General features: G+C 36.3%; 16 protein-coding genes, 1 pseudogene and 1 riboswitch. Of the genes and pseudogenes, 12 read left to right on the forward strand and 5 right to left on the reverse strand.

Features of this window, described 5'->3' with window-relative positions; all coding sequences use genetic code 11:
• Positions 1 to 147: 147 nt before the first annotated feature.
• Positions 148 to 645 (forward strand): AAA family ATPase, encoded by a 498-nt coding sequence (locus ACVBAX_RS15385; RefSeq protein ID WP_447117788.1) that lies wholly within the window; start codon positions 148 to 150, stop codon positions 643 to 645.
• A gap of 356 nt (positions 646 to 1,001) precedes the next feature.
• On the opposite strand, the gene ACVBAX_RS15390 is transcribed toward ACVBAX_RS15385, so the two are convergent.
• Positions 1,002 to 1,958, reverse strand: a complete 957-nt coding sequence (locus ACVBAX_RS15390) for an NAD(P)-dependent alcohol dehydrogenase (RefSeq protein ID WP_447117789.1) — start codon at positions 1,956 to 1,958, stop codon at positions 1,002 to 1,004.
• Between the two features lie 584 nt (positions 1,959 to 2,542).
• Here ACVBAX_RS15390 and ACVBAX_RS15395 point away from each other — a divergent pair.
• Complete coding sequence (locus ACVBAX_RS15395) at positions 2,543 to 2,932, forward strand: YkvA family protein (RefSeq protein ID WP_447117790.1); 390 nt, start codon at positions 2,543 to 2,545, stop codon at positions 2,930 to 2,932.
• Positions 2,933 to 3,402: 470 nt separating this feature from the next.
• Complete coding sequence (locus ACVBAX_RS15400; protein ID WP_447117791.1) at positions 3,403 to 3,948, forward strand: GNAT family N-acetyltransferase; 546 nt, start codon at positions 3,403 to 3,405, stop codon at positions 3,946 to 3,948.
• Positions 3,949 to 4,144: 196 nt separating this feature from the next.
• Here the strand turns inward: ACVBAX_RS15400 and ACVBAX_RS15405 are convergent, their stop codons facing one another.
• A complete protein-coding gene (locus tag ACVBAX_RS15405) occupies positions 4,145 to 5,911 on the reverse strand; it encodes a sigma-54-dependent Fis family transcriptional regulator (protein ID WP_447117792.1) in 1,767 nt (588 codons plus the stop codon).
• A 249-nt stretch (positions 5,912 to 6,160) separates the two neighbouring features.
• Here ACVBAX_RS15405 and fdhA point away from each other — a divergent pair, with 249 nt between their 5' ends.
• Both fdhA and hcp read left to right on the forward strand, forming a co-directional pair.
• Positions 6,161 to 7,375 (forward strand): formaldehyde dehydrogenase, glutathione-independent, encoded by a 1,215-nt coding sequence (fdhA, locus tag ACVBAX_RS15410; RefSeq protein ID WP_447117793.1) that lies wholly within the window; start codon positions 6,161 to 6,163, stop codon positions 7,373 to 7,375.
• A 276-nt stretch (positions 7,376 to 7,651) separates the two neighbouring features.
• Positions 7,652 to 9,304 (forward strand): hydroxylamine reductase, encoded by a 1,653-nt coding sequence (gene hcp, locus ACVBAX_RS15415; RefSeq protein ID WP_447117845.1) that lies wholly within the window; start codon positions 7,652 to 7,654, stop codon positions 9,302 to 9,304.
• An 88-nt stretch (positions 9,305 to 9,392) separates the two neighbouring features.
• Here the strand turns inward: hcp and ACVBAX_RS15420 are convergent, their stop codons facing one another.
• Positions 9,393 to 9,539: a BH0509 family protein gene (locus ACVBAX_RS15420; RefSeq protein WP_430774061.1), complete on the reverse strand. Its 147-nt coding sequence runs from the start codon at positions 9,537 to 9,539 to the stop codon at positions 9,393 to 9,395.
• 468 nt (positions 9,540 to 10,007) lie between these two features.
• On the opposite strand from ACVBAX_RS15420, the gene ACVBAX_RS15425 reads away from it, so the two are divergent.
• From ACVBAX_RS15425 to ACVBAX_RS15450, 6 genes and pseudogenes are all read left to right on the forward strand, one after another.
• Positions 10,008 to 10,601 (forward strand): NADPH-dependent FMN reductase, encoded by a 594-nt coding sequence (locus ACVBAX_RS15425; RefSeq protein WP_447117794.1) that lies wholly within the window; start codon positions 10,008 to 10,010, stop codon positions 10,599 to 10,601.
• Between the two features lie 235 nt (positions 10,602 to 10,836).
• The gene (locus ACVBAX_RS15430) at positions 10,837 to 11,814 is read left to right on the forward strand and encodes a ring-cleaving dioxygenase (protein WP_447117795.1); all 978 of its coding nucleotides are present in this window, start codon (positions 10,837 to 10,839) and stop codon (positions 11,812 to 11,814) included.
• A 163-nt stretch (positions 11,815 to 11,977) separates the two neighbouring features.
• Positions 11,978 to 12,259 (forward strand): annotated as a pseudogene (locus ACVBAX_RS15435) (DUF4865 family protein); the annotation flags it as partial.
• A gap of 243 nt (positions 12,260 to 12,502) precedes the next feature.
• A complete protein-coding gene (locus tag ACVBAX_RS15440; protein ID WP_447117796.1) occupies positions 12,503 to 13,516 on the forward strand; it encodes a hypothetical protein in 1,014 nt (337 codons plus the stop codon).
• Positions 13,517 to 13,551: 35 nt separating this feature from the next.
• On the forward strand, positions 13,552 to 13,707 hold the full coding sequence (locus ACVBAX_RS15445) for a hypothetical protein (protein WP_447117797.1): 156 nt from the start codon (positions 13,552 to 13,554) through the stop codon (positions 13,705 to 13,707).
• A 507-nt stretch (positions 13,708 to 14,214) separates the two neighbouring features.
• The gene (locus tag ACVBAX_RS15450) at positions 14,215 to 16,599 is read left to right on the forward strand and encodes a Helicase associated domain protein (RefSeq protein ID WP_447117798.1); all 2,385 of its coding nucleotides are present in this window, start codon (positions 14,215 to 14,217) and stop codon (positions 16,597 to 16,599) included.
• A gap of 89 nt (positions 16,600 to 16,688) precedes the next feature.
• Here ACVBAX_RS15450 and ACVBAX_RS15455 read toward each other — a convergent pair whose 3' ends face one another.
• Both ACVBAX_RS15455 and ACVBAX_RS15460 read right to left on the reverse strand, forming a co-directional pair.
• Positions 16,689 to 16,907: a hypothetical protein gene (locus ACVBAX_RS15455; protein WP_447117799.1), complete on the reverse strand. Its 219-nt coding sequence runs from the start codon at positions 16,905 to 16,907 to the stop codon at positions 16,689 to 16,691.
• A 38-nt stretch (positions 16,908 to 16,945) separates the two neighbouring features.
• Entirely contained in the window at positions 16,946 to 17,905 is a 960-nt protein-coding gene (locus ACVBAX_RS15460; RefSeq protein ID WP_447117800.1) for a sensor domain-containing diguanylate cyclase, read from the reverse strand.
• 129 nt (positions 17,906 to 18,034) lie between these two features.
• A riboswitch (cyclic di-GMP riboswitch) is annotated at positions 18,035 to 18,121 on the reverse strand.
• A gap of 694 nt (positions 18,122 to 18,815) precedes the next feature.
• On the opposite strand from ACVBAX_RS15460, the gene ACVBAX_RS15465 reads away from it, so the two are divergent.
• The gene (locus ACVBAX_RS15465; RefSeq protein ID WP_447117801.1) at positions 18,816 to 19,826 is read left to right on the forward strand and encodes a LacI family DNA-binding transcriptional regulator; all 1,011 of its coding nucleotides are present in this window, start codon (positions 18,816 to 18,818) and stop codon (positions 19,824 to 19,826) included.
• Positions 19,827 to 19,863 lie beyond the last annotated feature (37 nt).

Here is a 19,863-nt window from a genome sequence, read left to right on the forward strand (position 1 = left end):
TTGTATATCTAAATCTGTAAGTAACAACAATTACCCAATTGATTGCCTGAGTTTAATGTCTGTGTTCGAGAAAGATGAGATTTAGCTATTATTCTTGTAGAATGAATGAATGATGCTTGTACCTATTGAAGTGCGGGGGTTAAAAATATGAAACAATTTGGGACACTATACTTTTTCTGTGGAAAAATGGGAGCTGGAAAATCAACTAAATCAAAACAATTGGCGATAGAAAAACATGCGGTACTGTTGTCAGAAGATGCATGGCTTTCATCTCTTTATCCCAATCAAATTGCATCATTTGAGGACTATCTAAAATTCTCAGCTCAGCTCAAGCCGTTGGTGAAAAAGCATGTCCAAAACATATTAAGTGTCGGTACAGATGTAGTGATGGATTTTCCGGCTAACACTCAAAATCTGCGAAAGTGGTTTTTGGATATGGCGACAGAGGTCAATGCAAGCCATCAACTAATTTTCCTTAATCTAAATAACGAGCAATGCTTACGTCAAATTGCACAAAGGCGTAGCGAACAACCCGAAAGAGCAGCTTTTGACACGGAATCGGTGTTTATTCATGTTACTAAATTTTTTGAAGCACCAGAGGCATCCGAGGGTTTAAATATTTTAGAGTTTAGCGGAAGAGAATAACAAGGAGTTCAATGCTTCGTGTGTATTGAATACCTTGCTGGGAGGTGCTCTATAAGATATAAAATGATATGTGAGTAAGTATAGTTTCAATGTATATATTTTAATATCGGTGTAACTTTGTGAACTGGTATATTTAATCTAACAATTTCCGTTGACCGCACACCGATTAGCAATCGCTTAAAAATAATTATGCAGTTACTACTCAGTGTGCGGTTTTATATGCTATTCCTGACACTAAAAAACCGACAGAGAGTTGTCGGCAAATTCCAAAGTAATTTAAACTTTTCACAAACTAATGAAACTACACCATTTGTTTAATAGTTTACCTTCTATAGATAAACGTACCATTTATATAGTTATTCCTTTATTTTAAGAACAATCTTCCCCTTTGTACGACCACTTTCAATGTGCTGGTGAGCCTCTACAATCTGTTCCAAAGGATAGCACTTCTCAATAACAGGTTTTAGTTTTTCTTCCTCCACAAGACTGCATAAGAAATCTAGATCTCTATTATTTGGTTTCGCAAAATGAATTTTTGCTTTCTTCCCACCAATGAATGAACTTATCATTAATTGAACCGGGTGGTATTTAGGGTAAAATAGGTGTTCAGTAATATAAACACCATTTTCGGTTAAAGAGCGTAAACAACTGAAAAATGTCCGCTTCCCAACTGCATCCAGAATAACATCGTACTTTTTTCCATTATCCGCGAAATTTTCCTTCGTATAATCAAGAACGTGATGCGCCCCCAGTTCTTGTACCCAACCGAGATTAGAGGTACTACAAACAGCAGTCACCTCAGCCCCAAAGGAACGTGCAAGTTGAACAGCAAAGTGCCCAACACCACCTGACGCACCATATATTAAGACTTTTTGTCCTTTTTTTACCTGTGCTACATCACGTAATGCTTGTAGTGCGGTTTGACCAGCACATGGTATAGCTGCTGCTTCTTCAAAAGTGACGTTTTTAGGTTTATGACTTAGGAAAGTCTCACGCGAAGAGACATATTCAGAATGTGACCCGAAACAACTTCCAAAAACATGGTCACCTACCTTAAATCTATGTACGTTTTTACCGACTGCCTCAACCGTACCCGCAACATCTATACCCAGTATGGAATTTTTAGGTTTTTTTAGTCCATTATCTAACCTTGTAGGTAAATAGCCCTTTCGGTACAAATAGTCTAAAGCATTCACCGACGCACTGTGTACACGAATCAACACTCTATCATCATCCATAATGGAAGGCTCTTCGACATCTTTTAACTCTAGTACCTCAGGGGGACCATAGGTTGAATAAATAGCTGCTCTCACCAGCATTACCTCCTTTAGTATTCTTTTTTGCTTTGGTTAGAACTTGCCATCTCATGTTAATCTATACTTTTTTTGTATAAAAATAGGGATATACAATCACTGTTGTATTTTTTCTATATGAAGTCATAATAGGGATATTTCTATATATTCGTCTAATTAATTTATATGACTTTTAGTAAGCATTTTGATGTGATTTTGAAGGAGAACACCATTTTGTTTATCATACGAATCACCTTAACCTTCCTATATTCATTTAAGTTTGTAAAAGAATAGAATTGTAAATGATATTCATGTTATATGGTAAAATATTTATATAAATAATTAAAAGGTTTTATAAAGGGTAATTTCCAATAAATAGATTAGAAATCATATCCATGCCATTTACTCATACTTCAATAGACTCTTTCCTTGGTAAACCTTGTTCCGATTTTGATCTACGCATTACTTCTATCAAATGAGCTAGAAATAAATTTAGAGCAGGCCATTAAAGAAAACATCCGAAAAATTAGACTAAGTACCCGGTTGATAAGGCATTTGGATCAAGTAAGAAATATAATGATTTATAAGTGAAAAGGGGAAAAACGATGAATAACAAACAAGAATTCAAAGACTCTGGAAAACACTTTTCGGATGAAAAGTTTTGGGGAAAATTAAAAAAGTTTGCAAAAAAAGCAGGTTCTTCCGTTGTGTATGCAGTTTTACTATTATACTTTACTCTTCAAAAACCAGAGGTGCCGGTAAAGGCAAAGACCATCATCATTGGAGCTTTAGGATACTTTATTCTACCGTTTGACTTAATTCCAGATGTAGCGGTAGGAGTAGGATATACAGATGATTTAGGCGCTCTTGGAGTTGCTTTGTTCCAAGTGGCTATGTATATTGATGAAGATATTAAGAGTAAAGCAAAAGAGAAATTAAGAGAATGGTTCGGAGATAAGGTTGATACATCTGATATTGATGGAAAGATTGGTTAATATGGGATGGACACTAGGGGGATTACTCCCTAGTTTTTTATTTATTCTCTTATATATCTAAATTCTGTAAGTTTTAGAATTGAAATAATTTCTATCAGCCTATGGACTACCTTGGGGAAAATTGGGGAATAAGACAATCCAGATCACTCATATGTATATAAAAAAATTGGGTGTGATCGGGCATGAAAAATCAAACTGTAGTTTTTTATTCAATTCGAGGATCTACAATTAAAAAGTTTATCATACTTGATTGTATGACTGGTAAAGGGATATATTATGCGTTGATATTTATAACTTCTAGTATTCTAGTTGGGATTGTTGGAAGTATGGTTTTTACAGAAGGTTTTAAAAGATTGTCTTGTAAGTTCAGCTCATAAGCAAACAGGGCTAATGATCCTTGCTACGATTATTTGTTATATTTCTTGATAGGCTTAGGCCAGATTTTGAAATAATCATATTGGAGGGGTTTTATGGAGTTAGTAGGGCATCAAATTTACCTTCGATTTTACAAAACTTCGGACGCCAGCGAGTTAGCTAACTTACATACTAGAAATCGCGAATTTTTCCAGCGAGTTTGCCCATTACTTCCAGAAGTCTTTTATACAGAAGAACATCAGAAAATACGCATTGAACGGGCATTAAAAATGACAGATGAAGGGCAATTATATGCTTTTGGAATCTTTATAAAAGCAACTGACCAACTTATCGGAGACATTTCATTAACTCAAATTACTAGGGGAGACGTCCAAAGCTGTTATACGGGATTTACTTTAGATAAGGAGTATAATGGAAAGGGCTATACAACAGAAGCTCTTCAACTTGTTGTAGACTTTGCTTTTAGAGGTTTAAAACTACATAGAATTGAAGCTGGAGCTATGCCTGATAATCTAGCTTCTATTCGTGTATTAGAAAAAGTAGGGTTTACAAAAGAAGGGATAGCTAAAGAAAATCTAAAGATTAATGGAAAATGGACCGATCATCAAATATTAGCTATCATCAATAGCTCGGATGTGTAAGCTAAATTCAATATTATTGTACAAGGCAGTCTCACGTGACCTTTGGGCTGGAATATATTTATGGGTTTTTTCTACGGTAATGCAGCAGTCGGTCTTTACGCATCTTTAAAAACGCAAATACATGCTTTTAGAAATACAGAAAAATAGAGGGACCAAAAGACCATCAAACGTTTAAAGCGTAGATGGTCTTTTATCTTTATTGCTGTATATGATATTTTTTAATTTTAAGATAAAGTGTATTCCGGCTTATTTTTAGGATCGTAGCGGCCTTACTAATATTCCAGCTTACATAATCTAACGTTCTTCGAATCACCTCTTTCTCTGAATGAACAAGTGAGGTAAGGGGATCCTTTTCTTCCTGTAGAGATAGTTTATCCTGTTCGTATTCGATTTCAAAATCCAAGTCCTTCGCCTTAATCTCATTAGCATCAGCTAGAAACGAGGCCTGCATGAGAACACTGTTCAGCTCTCTCACATTTCCAGGCCAATGATACGAGAGTAGCTTCTTTTTTGCCTCACTTGAAAGGGGTAAAGAAGGGTAATCTAAATTCTTCAATAAGTGATTGGATAATTCTATCAGGTCTGAGCGCTCCCGGAGAGGGGGGAGTGTCATAACGACACCTTTCAGTCGATAATACAAGTCTTCTCGAAAACGTCCGGCTTCTATTTCTCTTCTAAGGTTTTTATGTGTGGCTGCAATGACTCTGGTATTGATCGCAATGGGTTTAATTCCACCTACACGAGTGACTGATTTTTCCTGTAAGACTCTTAGCAAAACCGCTTGTGCCTTGAGGGACATGTCCCCAATTTCATCAAGAAAGAGGGTCCCGCCATTCGCTGCCTCCAATTTCCCTATCCCTCCTTCACGATTGGCACCGGTAAATGCTCCCTTTTCGTAACCAAACAATTCGCTTTCAATGAGGTTCTCCGGTATCGCGCTGCAATTAACCGCAATAAAAGGCTGATCTCCTCTTGGTCCAGAGGTATGTATGGACTGTGAAACTAACTCTTTTCCTGTCCCGCTTTCCCCGTATATGATCATTGGAAAATCAGTTAATGCTGCTTTTTGTACAATTCTTCTTATCTCATTCATCTTTGCGCATGAACCGACAATATCCTTAATGGTATATAGAGGTTGTGGAGTTAATTTCTTATTTGTTGTTTGATTTAAAGCTAATATGGATCGAAATTGTTTTCGTGTTGGATCAGAAACCACTTTTGTCGGATATCCCTTTGTATTGTGAAATTCTTTTCCCAAACAGTCATCACCTAGTAATTTACGTGCTGACTGATTGGCACGGATGATCCTTTTGTCATCATCTAGTGAAAGAAGGGGAACATTTGCAAAGTTAGCAGTCGCTTCAAGCTCTTTAATGGTCAAAACCTTTTCATTCTTCGCAATGTCTAAAAGCAAGCCATTTTGAATAAAAGTCGCCATGATGTTGGTTAAGGAGAAAATAAATGGATGATACAATTCCTTTCTTGCACTGATATTAACGGCACCAATTAGTTCACCCGTTGGTGAATAAATAGGGCTTGCCGCACAGGTTAGAAATTGATTTTTTACATAGAAGTGGTGATCCGCATGAGTGATAATGGGTTCTTTCGTAAAGATAGCAAGCCCCATGGCATTGGTTCCTTTGTTTTCTTCTGACCAATTTGAACCTATGGATAGAACATCAACAGAACTTGTTACATCCAATTGCCCTACTCTATGTATGATGGTTCCTTTTCGATCAACAATGGTGATCACTAGACCAGAATAGTAGTTGGGAAAGAGTGTGTTAATAGCTGAAGAGGCATGGTGTATTAACTGTTCATTTTCTTTAATTAGATCACTCAAAGCCTTACCAGTCAAAATAGAGTCCTCTAAAGGATCGGTTGGTGAGAGGCCGAAATCATGACAACGCTTCCAAGATTGACTAATGAGATTGTACTTATCGAAAAGAACTTCCGTAACCATATGACGATTATTACCTCCTTTTCACATTAAGGCCATTTAATCTTGTCCATATTATACTATTATTTCAATATTCAGGAAAAGGTTAAAAGTAGTTTGTCTTAAAATAGGACACCCTTTGCTCATTTATTGAACACACCTTTACCAGAGGGTACATGGAAACGCTTACCCAATCACTTTTTAGAGTTGGCATAAAAATTGCAATGATATGGTTGTAAATAAAACTTCATAGCAAAAAGGGAGGATTTTCACATGAAAGGAAATAGAGCAGTAGCTTACATGGGTCCTGGTAGAGTAGAGGTAATGGATATTGGTTATCCAGATTTAGTTTTAAGAGACGGACCTGGGGTAAATCCTTTAAACGTAGGACGTAAATGTGATCACGGTGTTATCTTGAAGGTAGTAACAACGAATATTTGTGGAAGTGACCAACATATGGTGAGAGGGAGAACGACTGCTCCCGAAGGACTTGTGCTTGGACATGAAATAACGGGAGAAGTCATTGAAGTTGGTCGTGATGTGGAATTTATCAAAATAGGGGATCTTGTGTCTGTCCCGTTTAATATTGCGTGTGGACGATGCAGAAGCTGTAAAGAGCGCAACACACATATATGTGAAAATGTAAATCCTGATCGTCCTGGTTCTGCGTATGGTTATGTAGATATGGGAGGCTGGGTAGGAGGTCAGTCTGAATATGTAATGGTGCCTTATGCAGATTTCCAATTATTGAAATTTCCAGATAAAGATCAAGCGATGGAAAAAATTAGAGATTTAACGATGCTATCTGATATTTTTCCAACAGGTTATCATGGGGCAGTGAGCGCAGGTGTTAAGCCAGGAGCTACTGTTTATATTGCGGGAGCAGGTCCTGTTGGGCTAGCAGCTGCCCATTCGGCACAACTATTAGGGGCTGCTGCCGTTATTGTAGGGGACTTAAATGAAGAAAGACTTGCCCAAGCAAGAAGCTTTGGTTGTGAAACCGTCAATCTACGTAATCACCCTGATTTGGGAGAGCAAATTGATCAAATTCTAGGCAGTCCTGAGGTTGACTGTGCAGTAGATTGCGTAGGCTTTGAAGCATCTGCACATGGTGCAAATGCGACCGAAGCGCCGGCAACTGTGTTAAATTCCATTATGCAGGTCACTCGTGCTGGGGGACGACTTGGGATTCCAGGTCTATATGTAACAGGAGATCCAGGTGGAGTGGATGAGGATGCAAGAATTGGTACATTGAGAGTTCGTTTAGGATTAGGGTGGGCGAAAGCACATACATTTGTTACAGGTCAAACACCAGTCATGCAATACCACCGCGACTTAATGCAAGCGATCTTAAGTGGAAAAGCACAGATTGCAAAAGCGGTTAATGCAACGGTCATATCCTTAGATGAAGCGCCAAGGGGCTATGCAGAGTTTGATAAAGGAGCTTCAAGAAAATATGTCATTGACCCTCATGGACTTGTGAAATAATGGTGGCTGCTGATGGAGACGCCCAGCCAAATAGTAAAATAGTGTAAGGATGAAAACTAGGGAATCACCCCCTAGTTTTTTCTTTTTTTTATATAAACTTAGAAAAATCAAGTAATCATTGATTTTCTCCCTTCAAATTTGACAATCAAGTGAAATATGTCTTAAAAGTGAGTTATATCACACCTACTTTTTCTGATCGTTGTTAAAGTGAAATCATTATTGAATAAATATGTAAGATCACCTAATGGTTAGAATGTAGGGGGAAGAAAAATGAGTATGTTTTGTTATCAATGTCAAGAAACAGCAAATGGAACAGGTTGTACGATTGCGGGTATTTGTGGGAAAAAAGATGATTTAGCGAATATGCAAGATTTATTGGTTTATGTAGTTAAGGGTCTAGGGATTGTTCATACAGAAGCTAGAGTACTAGGATTGAAGAATAGTAAAGTAGATGAGTTTATTGTAAATAGTCTTTTTATGACGATTACAAATGCTAACTGGGATAAGAATGACTTTTATAACAAGGTTAGAGAGGGTCTGAACATTCGTGAAGAGATCAAGTCCTCGATTGAAAAGGCTGGCTCACAATTAGCTAATAGAAGCGATTTTGTTACCTGGTATGGTGAGACTAGTCTTGAATTTGAAAACAAAGCCGCTTCACAAGAGGTAAGCATTCTTGCCACAAGGGATGAAGATATTCGCTCGTTAAGAGAACTAATTACATATGGTCTAAAAGGATTGGCTGCATATCTTCAGCATGCCGCACATTTAGGCTATAAAGAGGACTCTCTATATGCTTTTATGCAAAAGACATTGTCGCAGATCACAGATGATACATTAACATTGGACGAATTGATTGCCCTTTCTATGGAAGTTGGAAAGTATGGGGTACATGGGATGGAATTATTAGATACGGCAAATACTTCCACTTATGGACATCCAGAGGTAACAAAAGTAAACATCGGTGTTGGTAAAAACCCAGGAATTTTAATAAGCGGACATGACCTGAAAGATATTGAACAATTATTAAAGCAAACCGAGGGCACGGGTGTGGATGTGTATACACATAGTGAAATGCTCGTCGCCAATTACTATCCAGCATTTAAAAAATATGATCACTTTGTAGGTAACTACGGAAATGCTTGGTGGGAGCAAACACGTGAATTTGAAAGCTTTAATGGTCCGATTCTAATGACAACCAACTGTATTGTACCACCAAAAGCTTCCTACAAAGATAGAATGTATACCACTGGTGCAACAGGAGTAGAAGGTGTTACTTATATCGCGGAGAAAGAAGATGGAACAAAAGACTTCTCAGTGATGATTGAGCATGCGAAACAATGTGAACCTCCAATTGAAATTGAGACGGGGGAAATTATTGGAGGATTTGCACATAATCAAGTCGCTCAAGTGGCTGATCAAGTAGTCGATGCAGTGAAGAATGGAGATATTAAACGATTCTTTGTTATGGCAGGCTGTGATGGACGCCATAAAAGTAGAACGTATTATAAAGAGTTTGCTGAAGAGCTTTCTAACGATACCATCATCTTAACAGCTGGTTGTGCGAAATATAGATACAATAAGCTTGATTTGGGTGATATCAATGGTATTCCAAGGGTACTAGATGCTGGTCAATGTAATGATTCTTATTCACTTGTCATGACCGCATTAAAACTAAAGGATGCCCTTGGCTTGGAAAGTATTAATGACCTTCCGTTGTCCTATAATATCGCATGGTATGAGCAAAAGGCAGTTATTGTATTCCTATCACTTCTATATCTAGGTGTGAAGAATATTCATGTTGGTCCTACATTACCAGCATTCCTTTCACCAAATGTTACAAACTTCTTGGTAGAAAACTTTGGTGTAGGAAGCATTACGAATACAACGGATGATATTGATATGTTTATGGATGTGGTAGTAAACTAACTTTCAGCCGTTTCATTAAAATGATAAAAATAAAGTGGGAAAACCTGAATGATCGAGGTTTTCCCACTTTTCCTATCTTCTATTTGAGTTACATATAATCATAAACTGAATCATCAAAATAGAGCCAGTTGTAATATTCAATCTGTGAATCTGTCATTTTAGAAATTTCTTTCTCATTGAATTTTTGTAGCTCCATTAATTTCTGCACTTTTGTATTTCTTTCAACTTGGCTCATTTTAAATCCTCCCTATAATGTGAGAAGTAAGTATGTATTTGAATATCGTTGAAAACGTTTTCTTTTCTTGTTTTTATTATATATCTAAATATTAGATTAAACCAATATCAAATTTAGATTGTTTTTTAGAAAATAATATAGAAATGTTATTTATCTACTTACTTTGAAGATGAAAAAGGGTATGAGTTGCCAGGCTGTGGATTGTTAAGGAGGTTGGAGTAATGTCAATAAGTGCACCGGAGAAAAATTAGCTCAAATGAGTTGACAAAAAGTACATAGATATATTAGAATTATCTCAGGTTAAAGATATTTGGATTCAAAACAAAATGAAAGTTTTATTTTTTGGTTATATATCTCGAAATCAAGATAACTGAAATAGAGGAATAATTCATGTGCATATAGTAAGTTCTACATCCTGTCACAGCAATGATCCATATTTCAGAACTTAAAAGGAGGTGAAAGTAGGAAATGGGATTATTAGATAAATTATTTGGAAAAAAACAAGAGGAGGAAGAAACAATGACAAAATTAAACATTGGGATTATTTTAGGTTCTACACGTGAAGGTCGTGTAAGTCCGCAAGTAGGTGCATGGGTAAAAGAAATTGCTGACAAACGTGGTGACGCTAACTATACCATTATTGATATTGCTGATTACAAATTACCATTACTTGGCGAAACTGGTGCAGATGCTTCAGGAGCTGCTGCTTGGTCAGAAATAATCGCTAATCAAGATGGATTCGTATTTATAGTTCAAGAATACAATCACTCCATTACTGGAGCACTAAAAAATGCATTAGACTATCTACGTGTAGAGTGGAACAATAAAGCAGCTGGAATCGTTTCTTACGGTTCAGTAGGTGGAGCTCGTGCGGCTGAACATTTACGAGGTATTTTAGGTGAATTATTAGTGGCTGACGTTCGTGTACATCCAGCCCTATCGTTATTCACTGATTTTGAGAATGGAACAGTCTTTAAACCACAGGCAGTTCAAGAAGATTCTGTCAATCAAATGCTAGACCAATTAATTCCTTGGTCAAAAGCATTATTCACCATCCGATAATTTACTTAAAAATCTGACTGAAGTGTAAATATGTACATGAGTATTTTTTTATACCCATGTACATATTACCAATTATTAAAGGAGTATGAAGGTTGAGCAGGTCATATTAAGCAAAATTGATAGATGTGCTCAGTAGTTATGCTAATGAGAACCTAATGATAGGGACGACAAATAGGTTATTCATCCATTCAACCAAGCGTACTATTAAATCAGAATTTTCTAGGAGGAAAATACAATGAATCAACTTAAAGGAATTCACCACGTAACAGCTATTACCAGTAGTGCAGAAAAGAACTATGAATTTTTCACCTATGTATTAGGGATGCGTTTAGTTAAAAAAACAGTCAATCAAGATGATATTCAAACCTATCATTTATTCTTTGCTGATGATAAAGGCAGTGCTGGCACAGACATGACATTCTTTGACTTCCCAGGCATTCCAAAAGGTATACATGGTACAAACGAAATTTCTAAAACATCTTTCCGTGTACCAAGTGATGCAGCATTGGATTATTGGGTAAAACGGTTTGATCGTTTACACGTCTTGCATACTGGAATTAAAGAGCAATTTGGCAAGAAAACTCTCTCTTTCGTTGATTTTGATGATCAACAATATCAATTAATTTCTGATGAATTAAATAGAGGCGTAGAATCTGGTACACCTTGGCAAAAAGGTCCTATCCCATTGGAGCATGCCATTACGGGTTTGGGCCCTGTCTTTGTTCGTATTGCGAACTTTGATTACTTTAAAGAAATGTTGGAAAAAGCACTATTATTCAAAGAAACGGCTCAGGAAGGATCCTTCCATTTATTCGAAGTAGGGGAAGGCGGTAATGGAGCATCCGTTATTGCAGAGCACAATGCGATTCTCCCACAAGCTCAACAAGGTTATGGCACCGTCCATCATGTGGCATTCCGCGTAGAGGATCGCTCCGTATTGGATGAATGGACAGAGCGATTGAGTAGTATGGGATTCTCGACATCCGGTTATGTTAATCGTCACTTTTTTGAGTCATTATACGCAAGAGTTGCTCCACAAATTTTATTTGAGTTTGCTACAGATGGCCCTGGGTTTATGGGGGATGAACCTTACGAAACCCTTGGGGAAAAACTATCTTTACCTCCGTTCTTAGAGCCTAAACGTGAACAAATAGAAAAATTAGTACGCCCCATTGATACAGTGAGAAGTACAAAGGAAATCATTAAAGAATAGTAACCGTTTCATAAACCCATTCCACCGATAAATAGGAAAGTGTTCTGTGTTGAACAGGATGCTTTCCTGTCTTCCATTAGAAATTACATGAAAGAGATATTTGCAACTTTTTGGCTTGCTTATAAGTCTATAATATAGATATTGATGTAAAGGGGGAGACACAATGATTACAACACAATACAAAATTGCCTTACCAAGTGATTATGACATGAACATCATCAAGGAACGAGTCAAAAATAATGGTCATAAAACAGATAGATTTGATGATTTGAAATTTAAACTGTATCTGATTACGGAAAAAGGGAAAAATCATAATTTGCAAAATAGTTACTGCCTGCTATATCTTTGGAAAAATCACAATGGCCTAAATAAATTCTTATTTGAAAGCTATTATGACAACATTCTTACTTCTTTCGGATGGCAGCAGGTTAAGGTGGGGATCCCACATTTCGCGTAAAAATTGTTGTGGTAACAAAATTTATTTATTGAGGAAGGTGTTCAGCGATTGTGCTGAGCACCTTTTTGAATGTCCACCCAGCATATGCGCACATTCGAAAAGGTGTAAGTTCCGAACTAAGTAGTTTTATCACTTGGACAAATAGTTATAGATGATCTATTGGAAGCATTTGAAGAAAAAGCCAAAACTATGATAAAATAGAAAAAATAACTAGGTTAAGAGATTAAATAAATGAAAAAATACAAACTAACCATTTTTTCTTTTTCAATTACATTTTTAACTATACTATGGAATCTTTTTTATCCGATCGTTGCAGATGTGGCATTAGGAGAAACAAAAGATGATATAAACGTATTTTTATCTACGTACTTAAAGCCGATGTCTCCTAGTGTGTACATACCTTTTATTCTATTAATAGTCAGCTTGATCATCTTTGCTTACCAATTATGGACAAATCAAGATGTACTCAACGAAAGAATCAAGGAGTTAGAAGGGGATAACAAGGAATTAAATCGAAGAATTGGTAACCTTACCGACGAAAGGATCACAAAGCCTCAAGTTCGTATTGTTACAGACACCAAAGAGCAAAAAATTCACTTCCTAGAAGAGAAGATGAAGGCGTTCGTTAATAAAGAAAAATATATTAACGGTATTCAGCTTTATGAATACTCGATCTCTAATAAAGACATTCGCATTGGCAGAGTGGCTGAATTCATAGACGATGTCAGTAGCTGGGAAACGATAAGTATGAAAACCAATGCTACCATTTACAAGAAATTCAAATTTGCCAAAACTAATCACACGTTAAAAGCGTTTATTGAATCTTGTAAACAACATCTAAACTCGGTTCCTATAGATAACCTTGGAGACCAACATATTTACGAATATGCTTTAATGAAGGTAGCTGCCAGAATCCTCGGTGACCAAGGTGAACAAATCTATTCGACCATCAACTCGAGATTAGAAAGCCAACTGTTCCGATTGAACAAACGTATAGGGATCATTGAAGCTATCCTCTATATCGAAGAAACAAACCCTATAAACTTTTATATTTTCCAAAAAAGATTTGGAGACCGTGAAAAGTATGGAAGGTATTATTTCAATAATCTATATACGGTAAACGAACAACCACACATTTTGTTAGTGACCTTTGAGAAGGAAATTAAAGACTTATCAAGAAAGGGTCCTATTCAAGAGATTTTAAAAGTGAAGGTTGAAGAGTTCTTGACATTATTAGAAAATTAACGATACACTTAGTTATAAGTAAAGGGGTGGTTCTTATGTTTAAGGTAATTAATTTTAAAACAACTCCCAAAAAAGCGCGGAAAAAAAGAACAGTCCAGTTGAGTTTTCAAAATAAAAAAGACGACTCGAAGGACGTGGAAATCATTACGTTTCGTTCTTCAGGACAAATGAATAAGAGATATGGTATTTAAGACTTAAGAGCAAATGATATTTGCTCTTTTTTATTTATATCTTTTACGTAGCCCTCAATGCTAAATTCACTTTCCCTGGAATAGGGAAGACTAAATCTTTATTTAACATCACCAGTTAACTCTAATAAGATAGTTGACTCTCTTTCACTCAACAGTACATATGCAAAATCTCCCTTTACCAACTCAACTTGCTTTTTGTTAGGACTAATTCACACTTCGTATAATAAAGGCTTGGCTTCTATCCAAGAATCAATATACTCGAACACAAATCGGTAATCAGGGGGCCGAGTCATTTCCACTTTTTCTTGTTCCCACGAAGCGTCATTTATAATGCTTTTTACTTTTTGCACCTGTTTCTTCTCTGTAATCTCTTTGAAGTCTTCATATGTATGTTGGACTTTCTTAAGTGGTTGCTTCTTCCAATAATTTTACTTTGTTAAGAATTATGGAAGGATGTAAGATATAAGGATGATTGAGACGAAAATCAAGATTGAGAGAGGCAATTTTATGGTTCAACAACTATCATGGGATGAGTGGTATCGGCTAGCATCAGAGTATTATCTTGATAATGGAAATTTACTAGTTCCTATATCTTTTAGTATAGACGGAAGACGCTTAGGGCAATGGATAAGCAATCAAAGGAGAGCATATAAAGGAAAAGCAGATTATCAAATTCACCCTGACCGAATCAAAAAATTAGAAGCCATTGGAATGGTTTGGGATGTCAAATCAGCAAAGTGGGAAGAGATGTATGTATTGGCCAAGAACTATTACAAAGACAATGGTGATCTACTTGTGCCTGGCAGATATAAAATAGGTAACACTAAATTAGGCTATTGGATACAGACTCAACGTAAAGCCTATGTGGGCCACCCAGAATACAAAATATGTGCAGAACAAATCCGTAAATTAGAAGCACTAGGGATGGTTTGGAATATTCACGACGCCCAGTGGGAGGAATGGTATTTACTCGCTTTGTTTTTTTATCAAAAACATGGTCATCTAATCATACCAAGAAACTACCAAATTGAAGGTAAGAAAATAGGTAGTTGGTTAAAAAATCAGCGTTCTTCATATAAGGGCTCTGGGGATGGGAGAATCACATTAAGTCAAATAAAAAAACTTGATGCAATAGGCATGATTTGGGATGTTAATGAGGCAATGTGGGAAGAGTGGTATGTTCTTGCAAAGCAATATTTTGAGATCCATCAACACCTGCAAGTTCCCAGATCATATGAAATTAATGGAAAAAAGTTAGGTGTGTGGATTGGAGCTCAACGAACTGCATATAGAGGGAAGAATCATTCGAAAATAACTCAACAACAAATAGAAAAACTTGAGGCAATTGGTATGGATTGGGATCCAAATAACAATCAGTGGGAAGAGATGTACCTTCTTGCCAGGTCTTTCTACGAGGAACACAGGCACTTGAATATTAACGGAGAATACCAAGCGGAAGGCAAAAAATTAGGTGCGTGGATACTAACTCAACGGCAGGCGCTTAAAGGAAACACAAATGGGAATCTAACGGAAGAGCGAAAAGCCAAATTAGACTCAATCGGAATGGTTTGGGAACATCACGAAGCCTTCTGGATGGAGATGTACAAGCTCGCAGAGGATTTTTATCAATACTATGGGAATTTACTAATTCCCATGCAATATGAGAAGGATGGCGCGAAGCTAGGCTATTGGATTGGTAATCAACGAAAATCCTATAAAAAAAATAATAATACCCTCTCGAGTGAAAAAATAAAAAAATTAGAGAATATCGGAATGGTGTGGGATGCGTCTAAAGTTGTTTCTCAAACATCCTATAGTGAACAGGCATTATTCTTTTATATCAAACAAATCTTTAAACTAGCTGTTAATAGATGTATGGAATTTGGTTTCGAGTTAGATATATTTATTCCAGAACTTCGGTTGGCCATTGAATACGATGGTTTTTGGCATAAAAACAAAGTGGAAAAAGATCTAGAAAAAAATAAGGCTTGTGAAAAAGAAAATGTAAATTTGATTCGTATTAGGGAATCATCTTTACCACCCCTAAACTATTATGCAAAAGAGTTTTTGATTAAACCTCAAGATATGGTAGAGCTTGAAAATACAATCAGTGATGTTCTTATATATATTTCAAAAGAATTTAACGTACCTATCAAGCCCAGCATTAATCTCTCTAAGGATTGCGATGCGATATTAAAGCAATATAAATTTGAAATAGAAAAGAATTGGAATGAATGGTACAAGCTTGCTTACATGTATTTTCAGAAGTATGGAGATTTATTGGTACCTTATAAATATGTTGCTCCTAATGGGAAATGTTTGGGCACGTGGATCCTTCACCAAAGAGCAGGAAAAAATAGTTTGGTTGACGGTGGAGGTTTAACAGAAAAACAAATTAAAATGTTAGAGGAAATAGGAATGGTCTGGAATACCATAGAGAGCCAATGGAATCAATGTTTCGAACAAGCGAAGCAGTTTTATTGGAAACATGGACATCTAAATATCCCTATTAAATATGAGATAAATGGACTGAAACTTGGGGGATGGATTTCGGAACAAAGGAGGCTATATGCAGGTCATAGAGGCAGTCTAGACTTAGATAGAAAACAAAAATTAGAATCAATCGGTATGATATGGAATTCTTTTGAAGCTAAATGGGAAGAAATGATTTTGTTAGCTAGCAGGTATTATGAGGAATATGGTGATTTGCTTATTCCACAAAGAGAATCATATCTTGGTGAAAAACTTGGTAGTTGGATTTCAGACCAACGTAGAGCATATAAAGGCCAAAGAGGTAGATTATCAGCAAGCCAAGTCAAAAGGCTAGAGAGTATTGGGATGACCTGGGAAGCACCAAAAGGATTTGCAGCAATTAGCAGAAAAGAAAGCTGATATTAAACTAGTAAGTTCTACTATAAACCATTAGTAGGACTCGTATATAAAAATTAATCCCCTACAAGACTGTAGGGGATTGTTTATCTCTATTCAGTTACTTTTGAAACAGTAAATATAACCCCTGATGCCTGGCTATATTTCAAATTATATCGAATGTCACTCTTAGTAACCGTTGTTTCATTGTTTTCAAACTCATACGACTTATCAAACACACGCAATTCCACTAGCACATCACCAATCTGGCTATCTTTCTGTTCAGGTTGAACAGTACCAATAAGTTGACCCATCCCTAAAATAATATCCATCCCATCCCGTTCTTTTCATTTGTATTTTACATTTCTAATTAATTAATTCTATTTTTATTTCTCTTTTTAGCATGATACATATTTTTGTCAGCTTTAGAGAATAAGCTGGTCATATTGCCCAAAGAATGATCTTCGAAAGAAAAGCCGATCGATAATTTGATTTCCCTCTTAGAGGTTTCATTATACTTTTTAAACTCCTTTTTTATTTCATCGACTAGTTCTTTCGCGGTGACCTCTGTAGAATGTTCAAGTATGAGAGCAAACTCGTCTCCACCAAGTCTAGTAACTGTTACTACATCTGAGGAGAATCTATTGAGTAACCACGCTGTTTCCATGATGATAAAATCTCCCTCTTTATGTCCGAAATGATCATTAATATATTTCAACTCGTCTAAATCACATATGATAATGGCTATAGAAATATCTAATATTTGATCAAACTGTTCAAATTTATATTCAAAGTACTCCCGATTATATATCCCAGTTAAAGAATCGTGGCTAATTTGATACTGCAACTCCTTTTCTAACAGGATTTTATCGTCGATATTTCTTAAAACTCCTTGTATCGCAACAAGCTTTCCATTTTTATAAATGGGTGTAGCATATTCTTCAAAATATCTATATTCCCCATTTTTATCAAGCCATCGCTGTACAATACTCTCGTCAAAATTTAGTTCTCCCTTAACTTTTTTTTCAAGAATATGAAAATCATCGGGATGAATATCGATAAAGGGTATGTCGGAATTCTTAAAGGCACGCTCAATCGAACCTGTTCCAAAAAAATGTTCAGCTGAAGGACTAAGGTACTTGAATTCTCTTTTTGGATAAACCTGAAAATAATATAGAAAATCCCTTGTATTTTCAATTATGTGAACAAAACTTTTCTGATTTTCTATTATCTTCTTTTTTTGATTTTCCCATCTTCTATATAAAAGAGGGATTATCAAACTAACTATAGCCATACCTGTAATTAACCCTGATGTAAACTGTATGCTCATTTTAGACCCTCATCTTTTAGAATATATTAAAATATAAATCATACTATTAAGTAAATGGATGTCCTTTGTTCCTAGAGTACTTAAGATAATAAAAGACCTACCGCTACCGATAGGCCTTGAATCACTTTAATCGGTAACTGGCTAACTTAGTCGAATACGACCTTAGTCCCTATAGTTTTGCGTCGTCATTTTTCAATGAGTTTGCCTTTTTTTATTATTGAGTAAATAGTCCTGTTTCTATTATAATAGCTAAATTTTTAATATCAATAAAAGTTACTTTGAACCAAATAATCAAGAGGTGTTTATATGAAAAACTGGCTAGTGCGACACAAGTGGGATATTCCCCTTGCTATTGTATTCTTGGTATCTCTTACAATCATCCTTCAAGTACAACCTGAAGGAACTTCTTGGCATTTTCTAACAATTCCTCCATATTTGATACTTTCATCGATACTAAGGAGCATAAGAAAAAAACAAATCAGACAAGAAAGTAGAGGTCGTGCCTAGTGGCTCGGCTTTTTTTATTTTTTTAAATATTTATCAGATAACGTCTATATGAGAAAATTTTCAAGATTGATTTTGAAAATCTTAATAGTAGTAATTGACAGGGCCTTACAAGTTACCAATGATCCTTTTACTGAAGTGAAAAAGGATATTTTTAACCTGAGGAACTACGCAAGAAGAATAATACTAAATAATTTACTAGATGAGAATTGATCATTAATAAGAAAATCGTACTATATCAGTATTTATATAACACATAAACTATATAAATTTTTAGAAAAGTTAGTTTTTATACTTGTAAGCCCTTCCAAATGATGTTATGATTCGAATATAACCAGTAAATATTTTAGTAAATGAAAAGTAAAATATTTACGGGAGTTGACAAGAACATGAAGAGGGTTATGAGATGGCTACTATCAAGGATATTGCGGACAAGTCGAATGTATCAGCATCTACGGTTTCACGGGTGTTAAATAACGATGATACGATTTCCGTTCAGGATGAAACGAGGGAACGTATTTTCCAGGTCGCTAAGGAGCTTGGATATGAAACGATTTTAGAAAGACGGTTGAAACAAAAACAGCAGACTTCGAAACATATCGGGATTATCGTTACCCAATCATTGGACGAGGAGATCAATGATCCCTATTTTTTATCCATCCGCCAAGGGATTGAAATGGAACTTGCGAGTCATGGGATCAGAACCGTTACGTTCCGTTTACATGAAACGGAGACCAATCAAATGATTGACGGGCTCGATGGACTCATTGTCGTCGGTAGGGTAAAAGAGATGGCGCTCAAGGCCATCTGTAAAGTGGAAAATGTGGTGTACATTAACCATTCGCCTAACGAGGATCTGTATGATGCGGTTGTGATTGATTTTGAAAAGGCCACAGAGAAAGCAATCAAGCATCTATTTTCAACTGGCTACAAGAGAATCGGGTATATCGGAGGGAGGGAGAAGGAGCATAGTAAAAATCAAAAGTTCAACTCTGAAGATAAACGTCTCACCACCTTTGAACGCTTGATGAAAGAACAAAAAATGTTCGACCCGGAGAGCGTATTTATCGGTGAGTATACCATGGCACAGGGGTATGAATTAATGAAAAAAGCGATTAATATGAGGAATTTTCCCGAGGCATTTTTTATTGCCAGTGATCCGATGGCGATTGGGGCGTTAAGAGCATTACAAGAAGCCAATCTCAATGTTCCTGAAGATGTTGCCATTATCGGCTTTGACGATATTGAAGCTGCCTCATTCGCAAGTACACCTTTGACGACCATCAGAGTGCATACGAAGGAGATGGGGAAAACAGGAGTAAAACTTTTACTAGACCGCCTGAATGGGAGAGAGCTTCCATTAACGGTGACCCTGCCGACCACATTGGTGATCCGGGAGAGCTGCAAGAAAAATTAATAACTTTTTAGGAGGTGGTTCTCGGAATTTACGACCA

Source organism: Robertmurraya sp. GLU-23 (genome assembly GCF_052983275.1).